Source organism: Anaeromicropila herbilytica, from assembly GCF_016591975.1.
GTDB classification, from domain to species: Bacteria; Bacillota; Clostridia; order Lachnospirales; family Lachnospiraceae; genus Anaeromicropila; species Anaeromicropila herbilytica.
Genome location: NZ_AP024169.1, coordinates 3,938,079 through 3,959,569, shown reverse-complemented (window position 1 = coordinate 3,959,569; position 21,491 = coordinate 3,938,079). Strand labels below are relative to the sequence as shown.

At 32.2% G+C, this 21,491-nt stretch carries 23 protein-coding genes; 17 read left to right on the top strand and 6 right to left on the bottom strand.

What is annotated here, in order from left to right; translation table 11 throughout:
• The first annotated feature begins 59 nt into the window (after positions 1-59).
• The 6 genes from bsdtb5_RS17110 to bsdtb5_RS17085 all read left to right on the top strand — a co-directional run bounded on the left by bsdtb5_RS17110 (position 60) and on the right by bsdtb5_RS17085 (position 6,999).
• The gene (locus bsdtb5_RS17110) at positions 60-1,478 is read left to right on the top strand and encodes an ABC transporter substrate-binding protein (RefSeq protein ID WP_271713185.1); all 1,419 of its coding nucleotides are present in this window, start codon (positions 60-62) and stop codon (positions 1,476-1,478) included.
• A gap of 140 nt (positions 1,479-1,618) precedes the next feature.
• Entirely contained in the window at positions 1,619-2,608 is a 990-nt protein-coding gene (locus bsdtb5_RS17105) for a carbohydrate ABC transporter permease (protein ID WP_271713184.1), read from the top strand.
• Between the two features lie 2 nt (positions 2,609-2,610).
• On the top strand, positions 2,611-3,459 hold the full coding sequence (locus bsdtb5_RS17100) for a carbohydrate ABC transporter permease (RefSeq protein ID WP_271713183.1): 849 nt from the start codon (positions 2,611-2,613) through the stop codon (positions 3,457-3,459).
• A 31-nt stretch (positions 3,460-3,490) separates the two neighbouring features.
• The gene (locus bsdtb5_RS17095) at positions 3,491-4,657 is read left to right on the top strand and encodes an AGE family epimerase/isomerase (RefSeq protein ID WP_271713182.1); all 1,167 of its coding nucleotides are present in this window, start codon (positions 3,491-3,493) and stop codon (positions 4,655-4,657) included.
• A gap of 15 nt (positions 4,658-4,672) precedes the next feature.
• Entirely contained in the window at positions 4,673-5,827 is a 1,155-nt protein-coding gene (locus bsdtb5_RS17090; protein ID WP_271716132.1) for a glycoside hydrolase family 130 protein, read from the top strand.
• Positions 5,828-5,883: 56 nt separating this feature from the next.
• A complete protein-coding gene (locus bsdtb5_RS17085; RefSeq protein WP_271713181.1) occupies positions 5,884-6,999 on the top strand; it encodes an SGNH/GDSL hydrolase family protein in 1,116 nt (371 codons plus the stop codon).
• A gap of 127 nt (positions 7,000-7,126) precedes the next feature.
• Here the strand turns inward: bsdtb5_RS17085 and bsdtb5_RS17080 are convergent, their stop codons facing one another.
• The 4 genes from bsdtb5_RS17080 to bsdtb5_RS17065 form a co-directional block, all read right to left on the bottom strand.
• A complete protein-coding gene (locus bsdtb5_RS17080) occupies positions 7,127-7,693 on the bottom strand; it encodes a complement C1q domain-containing protein (protein WP_271713180.1) in 567 nt (188 codons plus the stop codon).
• A 210-nt stretch (positions 7,694-7,903) separates the two neighbouring features.
• Complete coding sequence (locus tag bsdtb5_RS17075) at positions 7,904-8,413, bottom strand: hypothetical protein (RefSeq protein WP_271713179.1); 510 nt, start codon at positions 8,411-8,413, stop codon at positions 7,904-7,906.
• A 114-nt stretch (positions 8,414-8,527) separates the two neighbouring features.
• Positions 8,528-9,085, bottom strand: coding sequence for a hypothetical protein (locus bsdtb5_RS17070; RefSeq protein ID WP_271713178.1), 558 nt, complete (start codon positions 9,083-9,085; stop codon positions 8,528-8,530).
• A 231-nt stretch (positions 9,086-9,316) separates the two neighbouring features.
• Positions 9,317-10,519, bottom strand: coding sequence for a DUF3810 domain-containing protein (locus tag bsdtb5_RS17065; protein ID WP_271713177.1), 1,203 nt, complete (start codon positions 10,517-10,519; stop codon positions 9,317-9,319).
• A gap of 763 nt (positions 10,520-11,282) precedes the next feature.
• Between bsdtb5_RS17065 and bsdtb5_RS17060 the strand changes: the two genes are divergently transcribed.
• Positions 11,283-11,975 carry an iron-sulfur cluster assembly scaffold protein gene (locus bsdtb5_RS17060; protein ID WP_271713176.1) on the top strand — a complete coding sequence of 231 codons (693 nt, stop codon included), beginning with the start codon at positions 11,283-11,285 and terminating at the stop codon, positions 11,973-11,975.
• Between the two features lie 17 nt (positions 11,976-11,992).
• Positions 11,993-13,003 (top strand): GGGtGRT protein, encoded by a 1,011-nt coding sequence (locus tag bsdtb5_RS17055; RefSeq protein WP_271713175.1) that lies wholly within the window; start codon positions 11,993-11,995, stop codon positions 13,001-13,003.
• A 145-nt stretch (positions 13,004-13,148) separates the two neighbouring features.
• On the opposite strand, the gene bsdtb5_RS17050 is transcribed toward bsdtb5_RS17055, so the two are convergent.
• Together bsdtb5_RS17050 and bsdtb5_RS17045 are read right to left on the bottom strand one after the other, a co-directional pair.
• On the bottom strand, positions 13,149-13,457 hold the full coding sequence (locus tag bsdtb5_RS17050) for a tyrosine-type recombinase/integrase (RefSeq protein ID WP_271716131.1): 309 nt from the start codon (positions 13,455-13,457) through the stop codon (positions 13,149-13,151).
• A gap of 162 nt (positions 13,458-13,619) precedes the next feature.
• The gene (locus tag bsdtb5_RS17045; RefSeq protein ID WP_271713174.1) at positions 13,620-13,841 is read right to left on the bottom strand and encodes a hypothetical protein; all 222 of its coding nucleotides are present in this window, start codon (positions 13,839-13,841) and stop codon (positions 13,620-13,622) included.
• Positions 13,842-14,002: 161 nt separating this feature from the next.
• Between bsdtb5_RS17045 and bsdtb5_RS17040 the strand changes: the two genes are divergently transcribed.
• The 9 genes from bsdtb5_RS17040 to bsdtb5_RS17010 all read left to right on the top strand — a co-directional run bounded on the left by bsdtb5_RS17040 (position 14,003) and on the right by bsdtb5_RS17010 (position 21,221).
• Positions 14,003-15,106, top strand: coding sequence for a hypothetical protein (locus bsdtb5_RS17040; protein WP_271713173.1), 1,104 nt, complete (start codon positions 14,003-14,005; stop codon positions 15,104-15,106).
• Between the two features lie 71 nt (positions 15,107-15,177).
• The gene (locus bsdtb5_RS21810) at positions 15,178-15,501 is read left to right on the top strand and encodes a hypothetical protein (protein ID WP_330611723.1); all 324 of its coding nucleotides are present in this window, start codon (positions 15,178-15,180) and stop codon (positions 15,499-15,501) included.
• An 18-nt stretch (positions 15,502-15,519) separates the two neighbouring features.
• Entirely contained in the window at positions 15,520-15,645 is a 126-nt protein-coding gene (locus bsdtb5_RS21805; RefSeq protein WP_330611722.1) for a hypothetical protein, read from the top strand.
• A gap of 552 nt (positions 15,646-16,197) precedes the next feature.
• The gene (locus bsdtb5_RS17030) at positions 16,198-17,400 is read left to right on the top strand and encodes a LamG-like jellyroll fold domain-containing protein (protein WP_271713172.1); all 1,203 of its coding nucleotides are present in this window, start codon (positions 16,198-16,200) and stop codon (positions 17,398-17,400) included.
• 376 nt (positions 17,401-17,776) lie between these two features.
• Positions 17,777-18,115 (top strand): phage holin family protein, encoded by a 339-nt coding sequence (locus tag bsdtb5_RS17025; protein ID WP_330612011.1) that lies wholly within the window; start codon positions 17,777-17,779, stop codon positions 18,113-18,115.
• Position 18,116: 1 nt separating this feature from the next.
• The gene (locus tag bsdtb5_RS17020; RefSeq protein WP_271713171.1) at positions 18,117-18,479 is read left to right on the top strand and encodes an N-acetylmuramoyl-L-alanine amidase; all 363 of its coding nucleotides are present in this window, start codon (positions 18,117-18,119) and stop codon (positions 18,477-18,479) included.
• Positions 18,480-18,490: 11 nt separating this feature from the next.
• Positions 18,491-18,652 carry an N-acetylmuramoyl-L-alanine amidase gene (locus bsdtb5_RS21980; RefSeq protein WP_408628606.1) on the top strand — a complete coding sequence of 54 codons (162 nt, stop codon included), beginning with the start codon at positions 18,491-18,493 and terminating at the stop codon, positions 18,650-18,652.
• Positions 18,653-18,760: 108 nt separating this feature from the next.
• The gene (locus tag bsdtb5_RS17015) at positions 18,761-19,777 is read left to right on the top strand and encodes a hypothetical protein (protein WP_271713170.1); all 1,017 of its coding nucleotides are present in this window, start codon (positions 18,761-18,763) and stop codon (positions 19,775-19,777) included.
• 364 nt (positions 19,778-20,141) lie between these two features.
• Complete coding sequence (locus bsdtb5_RS17010; RefSeq protein ID WP_271713169.1) at positions 20,142-21,221, top strand: SPRY domain-containing protein; 1,080 nt, start codon at positions 20,142-20,144, stop codon at positions 21,219-21,221.
• Positions 21,222-21,491: the final 270 nt, after the last annotated feature.

The window sequence follows — 21,491 nt, the reverse complement described above, 5'->3', positions numbered from 1 at the left end:
TTAAGTTATTTAAATGTTATTGTTTTAGTAACTAAATAATTAATTTGGAGGAGAAAATAATGAAACTAAAAAAATTAATAGCAATCGGCTTAGCTACCGTACTAACTTTCTCATTAGTTGGATGCGGTTCCAAAGACAGTAAAAAAGATACGAAAGAAACTGCAACTAAAACAGAATCAACAAAATCATCGGATGATGCATCAGCTTCTAAGTTAGATTATCAAAAAGTTGTATTTGGGGAAACAGGAAAAGACTTATCAACTACGATTAAGTTCTTCTCACACAAAACAGATTTAAAAGAAAATGGAACATATGATAAATTAATTGCAAAGTTTAACGAAACATATCCAAATATCAAAGTTGAAGTGGAAGCAACAACTACATATGCAGATGATGCACTTCTTCGTCTTACAAGTGATAATTGGGGAGATATTATGATGATTCCAGCAGTAGATAAGAATGAATTATCTAAATATTTCATGCCTTATGGTACATATGATCAATTAAGTACTCAATATAACTATATTACAAACTGGATGTATAAGGGTGACGTATATGGTATGCCATCAGCAGCAAATGCACAAGGTATTGTTTACAACAAGAAAGTATTTACTGATGCTGGAATAACTTCTATTCCAAAGACTCCAGATGAATTCATAGCTGCACTTCAAGCTATTAAAGATAAGACAAAAGCTATTCCTTTATATACTAACTATGCAGCTGGTTGGACATTAGGAGCATGGGATGCTTATATTGGTGGTTCAGCAACTGGAGATGCAGATTTCCAAAACAGAGTATTACCATATCAAAAAGATCCATTTGCAGATCGTAAAGATGGAACTGGCCCTTACGCATTATATAAGATACTCTATGACGCAGTTAATAAAGGTTTAACAGAAGAAGATTATACAACAACTGACTGGGAAGGTTGTAAAGGTATGATTAACAAAGGTGAAATCGGATGTATGGCACTTGGTTCATGGGCAGTTTCTCAGATGCAAGCAGCTGGTGACAATGGCGCTGACATTGGATATATGTCATTCCCAATCAGTGTAAATGGCACACAATATGCAACAGCAGGCCCTGATTATTGCTATGGTATCAATGCAAAATCATCTGATGATAATAAGCTTGCTTCTGAATTATTTGTAAAATTCATGGTAGAACAATCAGGTTTAGCATTTAGCGAAGGTAGTCTTCCAATCGTAAAGAGCGATACAAAATTACCAGAACTATTTTCAGCTTTCCAAGGTGTTGAATTCGTAGTTGATACTCCAGCAGAAGAAGGTAAAGAAGATATCTTAAATCAAGTTAACACTGAATCTGAATTAATGATTAATGCAGGTGGTAATACAAAAGTTGCAGAAATTATTGAACATGCAGCAAATAAGGATGAATCATTTGATGATATTATGGCTGATTGGAATCAAAAATGGTCAGATGCTCAAGATTCTGTTGGTGTAGATGTAACAAAATAATAAGGTGACCAAAAGGCACTAAAATAAAATAACATGAGCCAAGGAGAAGGGTATTCCTTGGCTCAATCTATAAATCATAATCCATTGCTGATAATGCTTTTGGATAGTTCAGGACAGCTAGAAAAGGAGGTTCTATACGAATGGATACAACTAAAAATCTTCAACAACAGAAAAAGCCATTTGACTTCATGAAATGGTTAAAAAGCAGAAAAGGTCAGCAGATGGTTGTCATTATTACTTTCATGTTTGTTCCGTTGCTTTTACTAGCAGTGTTTACGTATTTCCCATTTGTTGAAATGTTTAAATTCAGTTTTTATAAGATGAAATATATTGGTGACCGAGAATATGTTGGTTTGGATAATTACAAACAAGTATTTGAAAGAAAAGATTGTTTTTCCGCATTAAAGTTAAGTTTATATTATATGGGTGGTTCTGTAGTACAACTCTCCCTTGCTTTATATTTCGCTACACTTTTAAGTTTTAAAACAAAATTAGGTAATTTTTTTAAAGGTACCATGTTCTTTCCATTTTTGATTAATGGTATCGCAATCGGTTTTATTTTCAAATTCTTCTATACTAGAGGATTCGTATTCGATACAGTTTTACAATGGTGTGGCTTTAACTTAGATCATCTTCCATACTGGTTACAGAATCAATCGATTAATAATATTTCTTTGGTTGGTGCTTCTATCTGGCGTTATTTTGGACAGAACATGGTTCTATTCATTGGAGCTATTATGTCAGTTGACGCCCAAATGTATGAAGCAGCTGAACTAGATGGTGCAAATAAATGTCAACAATTTAAATACATTATTATGCCAAGTATTAAGACAATAATCGTCCTTAATATGATTCTATCAATCACAGGTTCTTTAAGCTCCTTTGAGATTCCATTCGTAGTTACTGGTGGTAATAATGGAACAGGTACTTACTTTGTTATTATGAACAAGATTGCCCATGTAACACAAAAGGTAGGTCTTGCATCTGCGATGGCAATTGTCTTACTAGCTATTATTCTAGTAGCTACCTTATTACAGAAGTTATTCTTTAAATACTTCTTTAACGATGGAACAGAAGATAATGCAAAGGTGAAAAAGAGCCGTAAGAAAAACTTGGAAGGAGCGAACTAATTATGACAATAATACAAAAAATTAAGAGATATGTAGGAATATTCTTGAAGTATTTTTCGTTAGTATTTTTTGCATTTGTATCGCTTGTACCAGTTGTATCTTGCGTGATTACAGCTTTTAAGACAGATAAAGAATATGCTTCAACGAATGTTATGGTGTTACCAAAGAATTGGTTTAATTTTGATAACTTTATGACTGCATGGGATAGAGCCAATATGGGGTTAGCATTTTTAAATTCATTTATTATATTAGCATGTGTACTTGCTGGTTCTATTATGATTGGATCAATGCTTGCTTATGTTTTGAATCGATTTAAATTCCCTGGTAATGGATTGGTTCGTAATCTGTTCTTATTTGCAACTTTACTTCCAGGAGTTGCGATGCAAGTATCCGTATATAAGATTATGACTAATTTTAATCTAATTAATAGTATACCAGGTTATATCATATTAATGATGGGTACTGATGTTATATCAATCTATGTATTTATTCAATTCTTTGAAAATATACCAGTATCACTAGATGAATCTGCAATTATTGATGGATGTTCTTATTTCGGAGTATTCTTTAAGATTCTTTTACCATTACTGAAACCAGCGATTATTACCTGTATGATCTTAAAAGGTGTTGCTACATATAATGAATACTACATGGCTAATCTTTATCTACAAGATAAATCAAAGTTTGTAGTGGTTGCGACTTCCCTTTATACTTTCACCGGACCTATGGGAAATAAGTATAATCTGATCTGTGCAGGATTATTAATCACACTTCTTCCAGCGTTAATTATATTTATTGCATGTCAGAAACAAATCTATAGTGGATTAACGAATGGAGCAGTAAAAGGATAAGATAATAGGAATAGGAGAAGGAGAGAGTAGAATGATGGTAGATGAAGTAAGAGAGCATTTAGAAAAAGTAATTATTCCTTTTTGGAAAGGTCTTAGAGATAATGAACATGGTGGCTATTATGGATATATGGATTATGATCTGAGCATTGACAAAAAGGCAGTGAAAGGTTGTATTCTAAATAGTAGAATCACCTGGTTTTTTGCAAATGCTTATCTAGTATTAAAAGATGAGTCTTTGTTAAACGAAGCGAGACATGGATTTGAATTTATGAAAAATTATTGTATGGATAAAGAAAATGGTGGAATCTATTGGTCGATGAAGTATGATGGAACGCCAGAGGATACCATTAAGCATACTTATAATCAAGCTTTTGCTATCTATGCATTATCTTCCTATTATGATGCAACCAAAGACGAAGAAGCGTTAGAGATGGCTTATGATTTATATCATCTGATTGAAGATAAATGCACCGACTCAGTTGGATACTTAGAAGCGTTCGATAAAGAGTTCCATGAGATTGATAATGATAAGTTATCTGAAAATGGAGTTATCGCACACAAAACCATGAATACACTACTTCATGTCTTCGAAGCGTATACAGAATTGTACCGTGTTACACATGATCCAAAGGTTAAAACAAAGTTAGAGTGGATTCTTGATATGTTTGCAGATAAAGTATATAACCCAGAGCTTCATCGCCAGGAAGTATTCTTTGATAAGAATATGAATTCCATCATTGATCTACACTCCTATGGACATGACATAGAGACTGCTTGGTTAATTGATAGAGGCGTAGAGATTCTTGGGGAGAAGAAATATGAAGATAAATTATCCCCTATCACCAAAGATTTGACGAATCAAATCTATCAAGTAGCTTTCGATGGAGAATCATTAAATAATGAATGTGATAAAGGAATTGTGAATACTTCACGTATCTGGTGGGTGCAAGCAGAAACTGTCATTGGTTTCTTAAATGGATATGAGAAAGATCCATCAAGAACAGAGTACTTAGAGGCTGCGAAAGCTGAATGGAATTACATAAAAGAACATTTATGGGATCATAGAGAAGGAAGTGAATGGTTCTGGGAATTAGACGAGAATAAGAAGCCAACAAGTAAAAAACCTATTGTCGAACCTTGGAAATGCCCATATCACAACGGAAGAATGTGTTTCGAAGTAATAAGGAGGAATCAATAATTGAATAAAAAATATATGGAATTACTTGATAAACAGAATAAACTGATTGAGAGAAAGAATGTAAAATCAGACTTCTATAATGGAATCTATGATCGTTATGAATATCCAGTATTGACGAGAGAGCATATTCCGTTATTCTGGAAATATGATCTAAATGAAGAAACGAACCCTCGTTTCATGGAACGTCTAGGAGTCAATGCGGTCATGAATTCAGGTGCAATCGAGTTAAACGGTAAGTTTTATCTTGTTGCACGTATTGAAGGAAATGATAGAAAATCATTCTTCGGTGTAGCTGAGAGTGATAACGGTATTGATGGATTTAGATTCTGGGATTATCCAATCCTATTAGAGGACACATGTCCGGAAGAAACGAACGTATATGATATGCGTCTAACGAAACATGAAGATGGTTATATCTACGGCGTATTCTGTTCCGAGAGTAAAGACAATACAGTAAATGATTTATCTGCAGCAGTTGCAGCGGCAGGTATTGTAAGAACGAAAGATTTAAAGAACTGGGAAAGACTTGAGAATCTAAAGACATTAAGATCTCCACAGCAAAGAAATGTTGTTCTTCATCCTGAATTTGTAAACGGAAAATATGCTTTCTATACAAGACCAATGGATGATTTTATTGAAACGGGATCAGGTGGTGGAATAGGATTTGGCTTATGTGATGATATTAATCATGCCGTAATCGATGAAGAAATCATGACAAGTAAGAGAAAATATCATACACTAACAGAAGCCAAAAATGGCGCTGGAGCTGTACCGATTAAGACAGATAAGGGTTGGATTCATATAGCACATGGTGTACGTAATACTGCTGCAGGATTACGTTATGTTATCTATGCATTTGCAACAGCTCTTGATGATCCTAAGAAAGTAATTGCAGAGCCATCAGGACTCTTAATTGGACCAATGGGAATGGAACGTGTTGGAGATGTGTCTAATGTCGTATTTACAAATGGTGCAATCGCGAGAGATAATGGAGATGTATTCATTTATTATGCATCCAGTGATACAAGAATGCATGTTGCAACCACTACCATTGATAAATTAGTGGACTATGTGTTCAATACACCAATAGATCCACTTCGTTCTGTAGAGTGTGTTGCTCAAAGATGCGAGTTGATTAAGAAAAACTTAGAGTACTTAAAGAAACAATAGCAACTCGTATGACAACCACATCAAGAGTTGTAGAAATAAAATCAGGGGGAACAGTCATGGGATATAATATTGACGTCAAGAAAGCAATTGCGAATAGAGGTAATCTATATCGCATGAAAGAATTAATGAAGAGAGCAAGGAATGGTGAAAAACTAACCATTGGTTTTCTAGGGGGATCTATTACACAGGGAAGCTTATCCTCAACACCAGAGACTTGTTATGCATATTTAGTATTTGATTGGTGGAGAAAACAGTTTCCAGAAGCGGAGTTTACATATATAAATGCTGGAATCGGTGGAACAACTTCACAATTTGGAGTAGCACGTGTACAATCTGATTTGCTTAACTATGAGCCTGATTTTACAATTGTTGAATATAGTGTGAATGACGATAATAATGAGCATTTTCTAGAAACATACGAAGGTTTAGTTCGCAAAATCTATATGGATAAGAACGAACCAGCAATGTTAATCGTTCATAATGTACGTTACAATGATGGTGGTAATGCAGAGGATCAACATGTGAAGATTGGAAAAGCCTATCAGATTCCTTGTGTTAGCATGAAGAGTAGCATTTATCCTGAGATAGAAAAAGGAGTGATTAAGAATAGAGAGATTACTCCAGATGATCTACATCCAAATGATGCTGGTCATGCATTAGTTGCTAGTATCATTACTAATTTTCTAGAAAATGTGTATACAGAGATTGAGGAAAAGGAAGAGAAGGTTGGTGAGCTTATATCACCAATTACTTTAAATACATATCAGAACTCAGTTAGATATCAGAATACTTGTACGAATTATAAATCAAATGGTTTTGAAGGTGATTCCTCTAAGCAAGAAGTAATTACAGATTGCTTTAAAAATGGATGGACTTCAATGAATCAAGGGGATTCTATTACATTTGAGATTGAAGGAAGTGGTATCTCAGTACAATTCCGTAAATCCATTCATAAGCCAACACCAATTGCTCTTGCTATTGTTGATGATGATATGGAACATGCAGTTCGATTAGATGGTAATTTTGATGAGGATTGGGGAGATTGCCTATATCTTCAAACAGTGGTTGAACATGCAGAAAAGAAAGTTCATAAAGTTGAAATTAGATTGATAGAAACACATGAAAATGATGTAGTTCCATTTTATTTAGTTTCAGTTATTGGAACATGGTAATATTGAATAAAGAATACAAAAATGATAGAATCTCTTAAATATCAAGGTTAAATATGAAATTACAGAAAAGGTAGAAAATTTTAATTTTCTACCTTTTTCTATTGATTCAATATAAAAAAATGATAATCTATCCTCTTGATGAAAAGGAGTTTACGATACGAGTAACAGTTAGTGAACCACTAAATGCATTGCCAGCAGTACCTATGGCAGGTCTTAATACAATATCATGACCAGAGCGGTTCACGAAACGTAAAGTAGTTCCAATTGGCAGATCTAACAGAGTGGAGCCAGAGAATGAATTCGCTATAGTCAAAGCAGGTATTATTATATTACCTGAGAGAGCATACTGTTGACCATTTGTATTTTCTAATGCAATAACAATAGAACCAGAAGGATCTGTAGTTGTGGCTAGGAATGTCCAATTAAATAAATATATGCTTGCCTTTTGTATTGTGATTATTCCAGTAGTCGGATCAAAAGAAACGCCGATGCCTACAACTCGATCATTTGGAGTGCGATCAAATGTAATAACACCTCCGTTTGGTATTGTTTTTGTTGTATTTATTTCATTATATATGCCTCCTAGTCCAAGCTGTATATTAGGATTTATTGTTGCAGGACAAGGGCGGTAAGGAGCAATACTAGTTGTTTGAACCATATCTTTTGTATTATTCATTGGATATTTTTGTGTCATGTAATCACCTTTCGTTTTGATAAGTAACAACAGTACTTTTAGATAGGACAGTTGTATTTATGCTTAATATTATAGTATTTAAAAGGATGCCACTCTGCTACTCCAAAATGGATTATTTTATATTTTAATAAAAAAAGGTAGAAGCCTTTAGAGTTTCTACCTTTTAAGGTGGATTATTATTTGGCTGTGCGTATTATTTATTGTAAAATGTTATGCTTTTGTTGAGTAAACATTCTCTATTCTTGCAACAGTTAAAGAGCCACCAAATGATAGTCCACCACTTCCTGTTACATTAACTAGAGTGATAGAGTGCCCAGAACGATTTACAAATTGAAGTGTAGCTCCAGCTGGGAGTTCTATTAGAGTTGAGCCAGAGAATGAGAGTGGTAAACCGGTATTTCCGGATAAAGCATAAGGGATACCTGTAGTGCTTTCAAGCGCAATGAGTACACCAATTGGTTCACCTGCATCCGTTGCTCCAGCAAGGAAAGTCCAATCAAATAGATAAAATCCAGCTTTATCTATCGTTATAATTCCAGTTGTTTTGTTAAAAGATACACCAAACCCAATTTTTCTATCAAATGTAGTACTGTTAAAAGTGATGACTCCACCTTCAAGAACAGTTGCTCCAGTATTTCTTTCGTTATAAGTACCACCAAGACCAGTCTGAATCGTAGGGTCAATAGTGATAGGACAGTGTGGTTCATGAAAATATGACATAAGATCACCCTCCAAATTTATATTAATTAAATGATAATGAATAAAAGCAAATATATTTAAGGGAAAGACCACAGGACATTCTAAATGCTGTGGTCTTTCTTTCGTAAATAGAGATTAAACTGTGACATCTCCAAGACGTATAATATTTAAGATAGTATTTACAAATGTAACATTAGCGGTTGCTCCAGTAGTTAATGATGAAGTCACCCGAGCAGCTACAGTTAATGGAGTTCCAGCTGTCTCAATTATTATAGACTCTTGAATATACTGTGAGATTGGACTGTATATCTGAATAGGTTCAGTGGTTGGATTCAATGGTATGCCATTATCCAGTATGGCAGTATTGATGGAGAGTACCTCAGCAGATGCAAGAGTAGGAATTATTGCATAAGTAGAAAAGTCGATGAAATAAACACCAGCAGCTAGTGTAATTACGTTATCGGTTACCGTTTGAGTAATAGCTTTTCCATTGATATTACTGTTATTAAATAAGAATACGGATATTGGAGAACGTACAGGAAGTGTCTGAATGTTATCTAAGTCGGCGTTTCGATAGAAGAATATAGCATTATCATTGGTACTTGTAGTTCCAGGAATACCTTGAGGCCCTCTTAGACCTCTTCGTCCTATGTGATATGGTTCTGGGTAAGTAAAGCAATGATCATTGCCCATGATATCACCTCATCTTATTATTAGAATGGATTGAGTAGTTTTTCATACTACTTAATATATAATATGCCTTAAAACGACAAAATGCTACATATTACGAGGAATATGTAGCATTTTATGGGAAAATATTCTGATACAAAATTATACTATACTAAATCAAATCATTTCAAACATGATATAACTTATTTGATTTATCGCAAGTAGATATCAAATGATAAATCGGTCGAGGAAGATTTACTCTCTATAATAGGCAAGTAATAAATCAATCATTCTTCCATAACTTTGAACACCTGCGGATTGAGAATTCGCTTTTAAGTATGTATCATTTACTTTGTCTTGTATGTCAGCTAAAGTACCGTGATATTGGTGCCAATATTGATAATCAGCATCTAATTCTCTTTTTACCCCAGGAAGTAATTGGTTATATACTTCACGATAACTCTTTTCTCCCAGATTATCATATAAGGCATTCATACAGTAAACCAAAGAATTCAAGGCACCGCTATATTGAAATACAACATTATCCGAATGGATACAAGCTAAGAAGGCAATGAATTCAGCTTCATCTTCACGCATGAAACCTTTCAGATGAGATAATTCGTGACACATTGTTTCTGGAATATCTATGTCGGGCATATTGTTATTGTAATTCGCTTCGACAGTAAATGGGGAATAGATACCACCTAGTCCTTGCAAGGACATGAATTCAGAAAATAGTATCGGTTTGGGATTAGGGTAATATCCAGATAACGAGGGATAAGTTTTACCTAATTGATTCATAGCATTTACTGCAATTTCTTTCGCGTGGTTCGGTAAGGTTGTTAATCCTTTTTGATTTACTGGTACTTTCTCGGAGTATTCGTTACACATGTTAACTAAACGAAGACACAAGTCTTTTAATTCCTTCGAACTTGACTCTTTCATATCAAGGTTTAGATAACTAGAGAAAGGCGTTGTATGATAATTAATTCCACAAGTTAATGTATAGATTAAAAACAATACACTGATTGTGGTTATGATACGAAGAAGTAATGTAATAAATGAAGAGTAAACCTTACGATATACTGATTTCTTTTTCTTCGAGATATTCTTTACTTCTTCCAAGGATTCATCTGTAGATGAAATGCAAGTAAAATGCCTGAATATCTTCATTATGATTCGATATAGACAGAATGCAAATCGAACAAGAAGATAGAGAATAAGAAATATCAGTAGCATTTCACTCATTGAAAAAGGAATATAAGATAATATTCTACTTATTGTATTGATATAGAACGGATAGACATTATGTACATACCAATCAGGAAAAGTCAGTGATTCCTTAATTAATATGCGAATAAGAAGTGTAGAACATAACGTAATAGTTAGCACAAGAAAAAGTAATTTATGAACTTTTATGTAACTGAATATCTTACTATTTTTAAGATTTTTAAACATAGGTACGGTCATCCTCTCAGGGTTCATTTTCCTATTTACGAAACTTATTTTATTGGTTATATACCTTATATTTTAATATGAATGAGAAGGTTATACAATCAAATTTCGATAAAAAATGCAGTGTAAATATTGTATTTATTGTTCCAGTATTACATAGATTCCTTAAATTGTAACTATTTAAGGATTTCTTTACTATATCATATGGTTTGACAGATAAATGTGCTAAGTATAAAATACTTTTTTGTCGTTATCAAATGAAAAACATAAGAATGACAATTTTGTTAAGTTCTTACAACATTTTATATTGTGTTTGTGCTAATTGAAATAATTCATCTAAATTAAATGAAATTGAGAAAGTTATAATTAGAGCATATTGAATAAAAAATAATTGATATATTTATGCAATACTTACAATTAATGAAATGGTATACAAAATACATCTAGGGTATTTGACAAAAAAATAACGAAATAAGATAAGCTCATTATTTACGAGTGATAAATTATAGTAATTTTGCTAAAAACTATAGACTAAATTGTCATTTTGTGAGAAAATGTTATCAAGTGCGAGGTTAAATGAATAAAGTGTAACCAATATGGTTACACTATTTCATTTGTAGTTCTTTAGAAAATATTCTATGGGGCAGAATAACGAAAGCACAGAGAAATGAAGCGCTACGCATCGTATGAACTAACTACATAGACAAAAGTTTACGAACGTAACATACGCTATTAATAATTATGTATATTTGAAAGGAGTCTCAACATGATTTATTCACATGAAGTAGAACAAATGTGTCCAGTTGCACAAGGTGTTAACCACGGAGCAGCTCCAATTCCAGAAGAAGGAAAATGGGTAAAAGCAAAAGAAATATCTGATATCTCAGGTTTAACACATGGTATTGGTTGGTGTGCACCTCAACAAGGTGGTTGTAAATTAACTCTTAACGTTAAAGAAGGTGTAATTCAAGAAGCATTAGTAGAAACTATTGGATGTTCAGGTATGACTCACTCAGCAGCTATGGCTTCTGAAATTCTACCAGGTAGAACAATTCTTGAAGCTTTAAATACAGACTTAGTATGTGATGCTATTAACACAGCTATGAGAGAATTATTCTTACAAATCGTATACGGAAGAACTCAAAGTGCTTTCTCAGAAGGTGGACTACCAATCGGAGCTGGTCTTGAAGATTTAGGAAAAGGTCTTAGAAGTCAAGTTGGTACAATGTACGGAACACTTAAAAAAGGTCCTCGTTACTTAGAAATGGCTGAAGGTTATGTAACTGGCGTTGCACTAGATGATGAAGATAATATTATCGGATACCAATTCGTTAACTTTGGTAAGATGATGGATTTCATCAAAAAAGGTGAAGATGCTAACACAGCTTTAGAAAAATCAAAAGGTCAATACGGTCGTGTAGCAGATGCTGTTAAGATTATCGACCCAAGACACGAATAATTAAGGAGGATATAACAATGGCTTTATTTGAATCATATGAAAGAAGAATAGATCAAATCAATACAGTACTTAATAGTTATGGAATCGCTTCATTAGAAGAAGCTGAAAAAATAACTAAAGATGCTGGTCTTGATGTATATAACCAAGTTAAAGGAATTCAACCAATCTGTTTTGAAAATGCTAGCTGGGCTTACATCGTAGGTGCTGCAATCGCAATCAAAAAAGGTGCTAGAAGAGCAGCTGATGCTGCAGCAGCTATCGGTGAAGGTCTTCAAGCTTTCTGTATCCCAGGTTCAGTTGCTGACCAACGTAAAGTAGGTTTAGGACATGGTAACTTAGGAAAGATGTTACTAGAAGAAGAAACTGATTGTTTCGCATTCTTAGCTGGTCATGAATCATTCGCAGCAGCAGAAGGTGCTATCGGTATCGCTGAAAAAGCAAACAAAGTTCGTACAAAACCACTTAGAGTAATCTTAAATGGTTTAGGAAAAGATGCAGCTCAAGTAATCTCAAGAATCAACGGATTTACATTTGTTGAAACTGAAATGGATTACTATACTGGTGAAGTAAAAGAAGTATTCAGAAAATCTTACTCAACAGGTCTTAGAGCAAAAGTTAACTGCTACGGTGCTAACGATGTAACAGAAGGTGTTGCAATCATGCATAAAGAAGCTGTTGACGTATCTATCACTGGTAACTCAACTAACCCAACTAGATTCCAACATCCAGTAGCTGGTACATACAAAAAAGAATGTATCGAACAAGGTAAGAAATACTTCTCAGTAGCATCAGGTGGTGGTACAGGAAGAACTCTTCACCCAGATAACATGGCAGCTGGTCCAGCTTCTTACGGTATGACTGATACTATGGGAAGAATGCATTCAGATGCTCAATTCGCTGGTTCTTCATCAGTTCCTGCTCACGTTGAGATGATGGGTCTTATCGGTATGGGTAACAACCCAATGGTTGGAGCTACTGTAGCAGTTGCAGTTAGTATCCAAGAAGCAGCTGACGCTGGTAAATTCTAAGGAATATTGATAAATCAAGGGTTTAAGTGGTAGAAGATTTTAGAAAATAGTAGAAAAAATCGAAACGTTTGTATATTATTTGTAAACCGCTATTTGTAAACCAATTTTTAATAAAGTATGAGTATGTCTTTGATAATGGGCGTACTCATATTTTATTTATCTCTTCTTTTAATTCTTCTATGGATCTATGAGTATATACCTTTTCAGTTATATCTTGTATGGCATGTCCAACAATTAGTTTTAATTTATATTCATCTATATTAGCATTCTTTGCAAGAGTAATAAAAGTATGTCTCGTTTCATGAGGAGAATGTATCATCTTTAAGCGTTTCATAACTTTATCAAAACGATGTCTATATTTGTCATAAGTCATAGTAGTACCTTGTTGCCCGAACTCATCATTAAACAAATATTCATTATTAATATCAAACCTATTTTTAACTAAGTCATAGATTTTATTATGTATAGGGACGTATCGGTTTTTACCGCATCCGTTTTTAATCCACCAAACATTGTGTGGTTTTCAAGATCAATATCTTGAACTTTGAGAATTGACATTTCTTGTGGTCTCCATCCAGAATATATACCAATTAATATCATATCTACAAAAGGAATATCAAATATCTATATTATTCCACAATAACTGGATTTCCTCGTTAGTGAAAGGAACTTTTTGTTTTTTTACAGCTAATTTTTCCTTTTCTATATGATCAAGTTGAAATAATCTCGCATAAAAATATACCCTATTAAATTTCATTTCTTTATTGCCTTTTAAGTTAAGTTCTTTCACTTTAATTCCAATGTGATAAGCTTCATCTAATAAGTCCTCGTATTTCAAGTAAACACTCCTTATAAACTAGTTCCGTAAATTATCGTCATTCATTAAATCTTCATCGTGCTGCTTGTCCAAAGCCTTCTACCATAAAAAATTGAAATTATAATTCAAACTTGCTATATTATGGAATATAAACTATAAAATGAAATGAGGATAATAAGTTAATGAAAGAAAAAATTGCAAAAGTTATTTTACATGTATTATCTATAATCTTATTTATAATCAGCATAAAAGGAATATTAGAATATAAATTACAATTAACTTATTGGTTATCTTTCTGTTATGCGGTAATAATTAATCCTATATGTATAAAAAAAATGAGTAAAGGATTACATACTAAAGAGCCAAGTTATTTGGTAATAATTTTCGTACCATTAATAGTGATATCGTTAGTTATATCTACGTTATTACCATCATTATTTATAGGTACAAAAACATCGATTAATGAATATAATGGCATGGTTAAGATATTATTATATGTTTTAGTATTATTCATATTATTTTTATATACTGATTTTAATCGGAAAAAGAAATTTATTATTTTTGGTATTGTATATATTATTTTTAATGCTATTTATATATCAAATGAAACAATAGTAAAATTACTATCTGATATTTTAAAATGTTCTTCTAATGACATTATGTTTTATTGCGAAAATATTCTGAGTCCAATAAAAGAAGGAATACTTACATATATAATATTTGAAACTATTATAGAATATAAGAAAAAGATTGAAAAAAACGATATTGAAAATAATGATATCAATAATTATGAAAATAAGAAAAATGAATGCAAAAAGGATGAAGGTAATGTTGTGAAAAATGCAACTATTATGTTGGAAGAACTAAATAGTTTAAAAAAAGAATACCTAAAAAGGAATTCTAATATTGAAACTATAAGTAAAGATTTATATAACTTGCTATATTCATTTAGAAATCAAAAAGAACTGCATATATTAAAAATTACAATTGAAGGGATAATAAAACAGGATACAAATATAGAAAAATCAAATATTACAATAAAGGATTTAGGGTATATTCTAGTGACATTATTGCTTGCATCAAATACATTTATATTTAAATTAAGTTCTGATAAATTTATCAATATATCAAATATAGAATTTATTGTTTTGTTATTGACGGTTATTTTTGGGGTTGTTGGATTATTATTAGTTATTATACCAATTTGTAAAAAGCATTTAGGAAAATATGCAAAACAAAAAACATATTTTGAATTATGTTTATCTATTTTAAATAAATATTTTTAATAAAAAAAACTATCAACTATTAAATTTAGTTGATAGTTTTTTTTATCAAAAATAAGAAAGGATGTGATCCGATGAAAAGACATGATCCAATTCCAGTAAAGCATATAACCATGAAAGCGTTACAAGATGATGGAACAATGCTTTGTGAAGTAGTACTTAGTAGAAAGTCATATAACCAGAAAGTAGTTGCAATGAGTGAGGATATAGCCAAAGCCAATCATCAGCAAGAGCCTATTGATTTAAAAGGCTGCTTATATACGTCATTTAAGACATATGATACTTTACCAACTAATAACAATGGTAATTTATTATTTACATCAATAAAAGCCTATACAGATACGGAAGATGAAGGAAGTGATTATCTTTGTAGCTTGATATATGGAGTTTATAATTAAGAGGCTTATATCCTGGATGTGTATTATACCAATGAACCTATGGAAGTAACCGAAGTAGAGACAGCAAGAAGGTTATATGAACAACAGTATAGCATTGCAGATATAGAGAGTAATAATGGTGGACGAGTTTCGCAAGGTCTGTAGAAAGAATCTTAAGAGGTAATTTTGGTTCTAACAAGACTAAGATTTGTTGGTTTCATCAATCCAAGTACAAGATAGCAAGAATATTATCTAATTCAACATGGGTAATGGACCATATATATTATCCAAAGAATTGGAGAAACGTATAAATGTTCGAGTAGTTCCATTGGGTGGGTACATTATTGGGAATCAGAGGATGGATTAGAGTGGGCGGTTGTTGATAGTAAGCAGATTATTCCGATATGGTCCAAGAGTCTAAAGAAAAAAGCTAATAGCTGTATTTCGAGTGTATGAGGAAAGCGACGAGAGTTTAGGTGATAAAATAATGAGAAAATCCATTGCTCCAGCTATATTTAATGAGTGCTGCTCTGTAGATGATTAAACGACATAAAGTGATATAACTACAAATCAATGGCTAAAGCTGTTGTAAAATGATTCTGCCCTAAAAAAGCTTAAACCTATAATTATACTTATTAATTTTATTGAAAAATAGACTGCAAAAATTAAGGCAATTAGTGTAAAATTGTAGAAAAATAAAGAATAAGAGGTAAAATAATGAAAAAACGAATTGGAATTTTATTAAGTGCTTTACTGTTATTGAGCGCGTTTGGATTTACGAGCGTAAGTGCTGCGGATAAGACAGGTACAAAAACAGATGAAATAATGTCTCTTCTAATGCATATGGATGGTAGTAATAATAGTACTACATTTAAAGATGAAACTGGAAAAAATGTTAAAGCATACGGAGATGCTAAAATTAGCAATGAGCAAAGTAAATTTGGGGGAACTAGCTTATATCTTGATGGTAACAGTGACTATCTAACTGTAGAATCTTCTCCAGATTTTGCACTAGATGGGGATTTCACTTGGGAATGTTGGCTTTATTTAACTGAGCTTCCCAAAGAATATTATGTTATTTATTCAGGTGATACTACTGGGGAATTATCTGTTCTATTATTTAAAGATGGTTTTAAATTTAATGGGGCATGGACTCCATATACGGATTTAGACATGTCATGTACTAATACTCCATTATTAAATCAATGGTTTCATTTTGCTATAACAAGAAGCGGATCTACATGTTATATGTTCATAAATGGTAAATTAATTGGTACAAAAACAATTACAAAATCATATACACAAGGAGCAGCGTCAATTGGACCAATAGGAGTAGATGACTGGCATAAGAATACTGTTGATTTTAAAGGGTATATAGATGAGTTAAGGCTAATAAAAGGAAAAGCTCTTTATACTACAGATTTTACTCCACCTACTGAACCTTATCAATATAGTTCTACAACCAATAAATTGAAAGTGGTCTTGGAGCCAAAAGAAGTACTACAACTAAGTGTAGATGATGATCTAAGTGAAAATACAAAACTTGAGTGGACATCTTCTGATCCATCTGTAGCTACCGTTGATAGCAATGGTGCTGTAACAGCAATAAAAAAAGGTAATACGGTAATTACAGCTAAAAGTGCTGATGGCACATATTCAGATTCAGTTAATGTACTGGTTGTGGATGATGCAGACGATTACCGTCTTGCAGTAGATCTCAAAGTGGGTAAGTCTTGCAGGTTAACCATAGATGATTATACAAACACAATACCAGTTACATGGACTTCTATGGATCCAACAGTTGCGACTATTTCTGTTAAAGGAAAAGTTACAGCAGTAGGTAAAGGTTTAGCTTTAATGACAGCTACAGATAGTTCCGGAAATGTTATTGGACAGATATATGTAAGAGTAAGAGAATAATAAAACTACAGCCTCATGGAGTAACCATGGGGCTTTTTAATACATAATCTTAAGAAATTGTGAATTAAAATGAGTGATATAAAAGGGGAGCCCTAGCATAAGCTAAGGCTCTTAGTGTACGTAGCGGAGTGGTGTTATTTCATCCGATAAGTAACATATTGCACCTATATAATAACAAATTATGGCAAAAATTTCAATATTAAAAATATTATTCTAATAATCTAGGCATCCATTTAGGTGCTTTTTTAATACATAAAATAAATGAAAGAAGGAATTCAAAATGAACCAATTTATCACAACTTTAGCAGCAAACAAATTTATCTTAATCGTAGTAATCTTTATTTTCTTAGATACTATTCTAGGTGTATAAAGAGCAATAAAGGAAAGAAAGTTTAATTCAAACATTGGAATTAATGGTGCTATTAGAAAAGTAGCAATGTTATCATGCATTATTATCCTAGCAATAATTGATATGATATTTAGTTTCAATGCGTTGTTTTTAGTTCCAGAGTCACTACTGGAGTATCTTAAAATTGATCATATAGGACTATGCGAATTTTTCTGTGTTTTATTTGTCCTATATGAAGCTATCTCATGTATGAAAAATGCAATGTTGTGTGGATTGCCAATGCCTAAGAAAGTAAAGACCAAATTGGAACAATTTTCAAATGAAATGACTAATGAAATGTCAGCTAAAGAAAGCGAGGTAAAATAATATGAGAATAAATATACATGCAGGACATAATCCAGATGGTAAAGTAGCTTGTGGAGCTGTAGGTTTAATAAAAGAATCCACCGAAGCTAGAAAGGTAGTAAAAGAAGTTATTTCTTTACTAGAGAAGAAAGGACATACGGTATATGAGTGTACTTGTAATAATGGGACAAGCCAAGCAGATGTTCTAAAAAAAGTAGTTTCTAAAAGTAATTTACATAAAGTTGAATTAGATATTTCAGTACATTTCAATGCTGGCCGTAATGATTTAAAAGGCGATGGAAAAATTGCAGGGTGTGAAGTTCTAGTATATTCTGATAGTTCAAAAGCTGTTAAATATGCAACTAATGTTACAAGATCTTTTTAAAATTAGGATTTATGAATAGGGGAGTAAAGGTAGAAAATAAATTATATTTTTTAAGAAAATCTAAGGCTCCTGCTATGCTTATTGAGTGCTGCTTTGTAGATGATAAAGATGATGTAAAACTTTATGATTATAGATATATGGCGAAAGCAATAGTAAATGGAATATCGTCTTAAAAAAATCTAAACTTTTATTATATATATTAATTTTCTGGAAATACAGACTACAAAAAACGAGGAAATTAGTGTAATATTGTAAAAAAATATAGAATAAAAGGTAAAAAAATGAAAATAATAAAAAGATTAACAACATTTATAGTAATATGCGCTATTGCAATAACATCATTTTCATCTGTTAGTTTGGCAGCAATAGGAGAAAATTCATTAACTGATTCAGAAACGGGATGGCAGAGATATGATGATAATAATTCAAATATTGTATATTATGGTAATTGGAAAACGGATAATGTAGTAGGAAACTATAATAGTACTGCTCATTATGCTAATTCAGTCAATTCTGGTTATAAATTTAAATTTTATGGTACAAAACTTAGATTAATTGTTGGAACAGCTAGTTCTCAATCAACAAATGTAGCAGTAAAAATTGATAGTAAAATATTCACATATAATTCATTTAGCACAGATATTGAAAGATGTAAACAAAAATTTGAACAATTGGATTTAGGTTTAGGATATCATTCTGTAGAAGTTGTTAGTTTGATAGATAATAAAGATATACAGATTGATGCTATTGATGTTGATGATACAGGATACTTAATTAATCCATTTGAACTAAAGGCAACATCAGGAGAAAAGGAAGTAGAATTGTCTTGGAATACTTTTGATGATAGAGTAACTGGTTATAATGTCTATAGATCAGATAAATCAGGTGGACCATATACTGCACCATTAAATACAAATCCGATTACTTCTACAACTTACACTGATAGTTCAGCAAAAAATGTTTCAACATATTATTATATTGTTAGAGCCGTTATGAATGGAATTGAAAGTTCTAATTCAAATGAAGTATGTGCTACTCCTAAGAGTGAATCTGTTTATACAGGTAACAAGGCTATACTTGAAATCACAATGACTAACGGTACAATTAAAGAATATGATTTAACCATGAATGAAATTGACAAATTCCTTACATGGTACGACAATCGTTCTGACGGTGTTGGTAAATCCTATTATCGTATAATTAAAAGAAGTAATGTAAAACCTTTCAACAGTCGATATGAATATCTACAATTTGATAAGATATACAGTTTTGAAGTAAAAGAATATAACGATAAGTAGACTACAGCCTCATGGAGTAATCCATGGGGTATTTTAATACGTAATTTTAAGAAATTGTAAAAGAAGTTATTTCTTTACTAGAGAAGAAAGGACACACGATATATGACTGTGCTTGTAATTCTGGTACCAGTCAAGCTGATTTTCTTAAAAAGATTTTGTAACTTACATATAGATGAAACGTTTTTGATGTAATTTTATGTCGAACCTTTAATCATACAATTTCTACCATGGAAATATAAGTCTTATAAATTTTAGGAGAAGGTTGTAGAATAAGGTAAATAAATGATAAAAGGAGAGGCTTTATGAAAAAATAAGTAAAATTTTTAGTTTTATTATGGTATTAACTTTAATACTTGGAATTAGTATGGTTTATGGTACGGAGGCCAGAGCAGAAGATACAAATAGTGGTGGAGTATATATAGATCCTTCTCTTGTTTCCCCTAGTTCATGCGCAAAGTATTTATCCGAAAATAATCTACGATTTACTGGTGATTCAGATGTAACTACTAATAGTGGTTACGCTAATGTAAATACTAGCGTAAGCTCTGGAAAGTGGTATTGGGAAGTTGAGATGTTAGGTAATCCATCAGCTTTTGGAATTAATACAGAAATAGGCGGTCAGTGGATTGCTATAATGAGTAATGGTGGTATGATATTTAGTGGGCAATCTAAGTCATATGGATCATCATTTGCAAAAGGTGATGTAATGGGTATCCTATTAGATACAGATAATGGTAAAATAGAATTTACTAAAAATGGAGTATCGGAAGGAGTTATAACAGTAAATAAAGAAACATTTGGACACACATTCAGACCATTTTTATCAATAAATTTTCCTAATTTTGATGTACGTTTTAATTTCGGAGCTACAGCGTTTAAATATGCAAATAAAATACCAAGCGGTTATCTACCTTATTCACTGTCAGAACCAATAAAATTAGTAGCAGACGCAGGAGATAATCAAGTAAATCTAAAATGGAACTCTATCGCTGGAGCAACTGGCTATAATATCTATAGATCAGATAAATCAGGTGGACCATATACTACTCCATTAAATGCAAATCCGATTACTTCCACAACATACACTGATAGTTCAGTAAAAAATGATTCGACATATTATTATATTGTAAGAGCTGTAGCAAATGGTGCAGAGGCTATGAATTCTAATGAAGTATCCGTGACTCCAAAGAGTAATATCGTTTATACTGGTAACAAGGCTATACTTGAAATAACAATGACTAATGGTACAATTAAAGAATATGATTTAACCATGGATGAAATAGACAAATTCCTTACATGGTACGACAACCGATCTGACGGTGCTGGTAAATCCTATTATCGTATAATTAAAAGAAGCAATGTAAAACCATTTAATAGTCGATATGAATATCTACAATTTGATAAAATTTACAGTTTTGAAGTAAAAGACTATAACGATAAGTAGACTACAGCCTCATGGAGTAATCCATGGGGTATTTTAATACGTAATTTTAAGAAATTGTAAAAGAAGTTATTTCTTTACTAGAGAAGAAAGGACACACGATATATGACTGTGCTTGTAATTCTGGTACCAGTCAAGCTGATTTTCTTAAAAAGATTTTGTAACTTACATATAGATGAAACGTTTTTGATGTAATTTTATGTCGAACCTTTAATCATACAATTTCTACCATGGAAATATAAGTCTTATAAATTTTAGGAGAAGGTTGTAGAA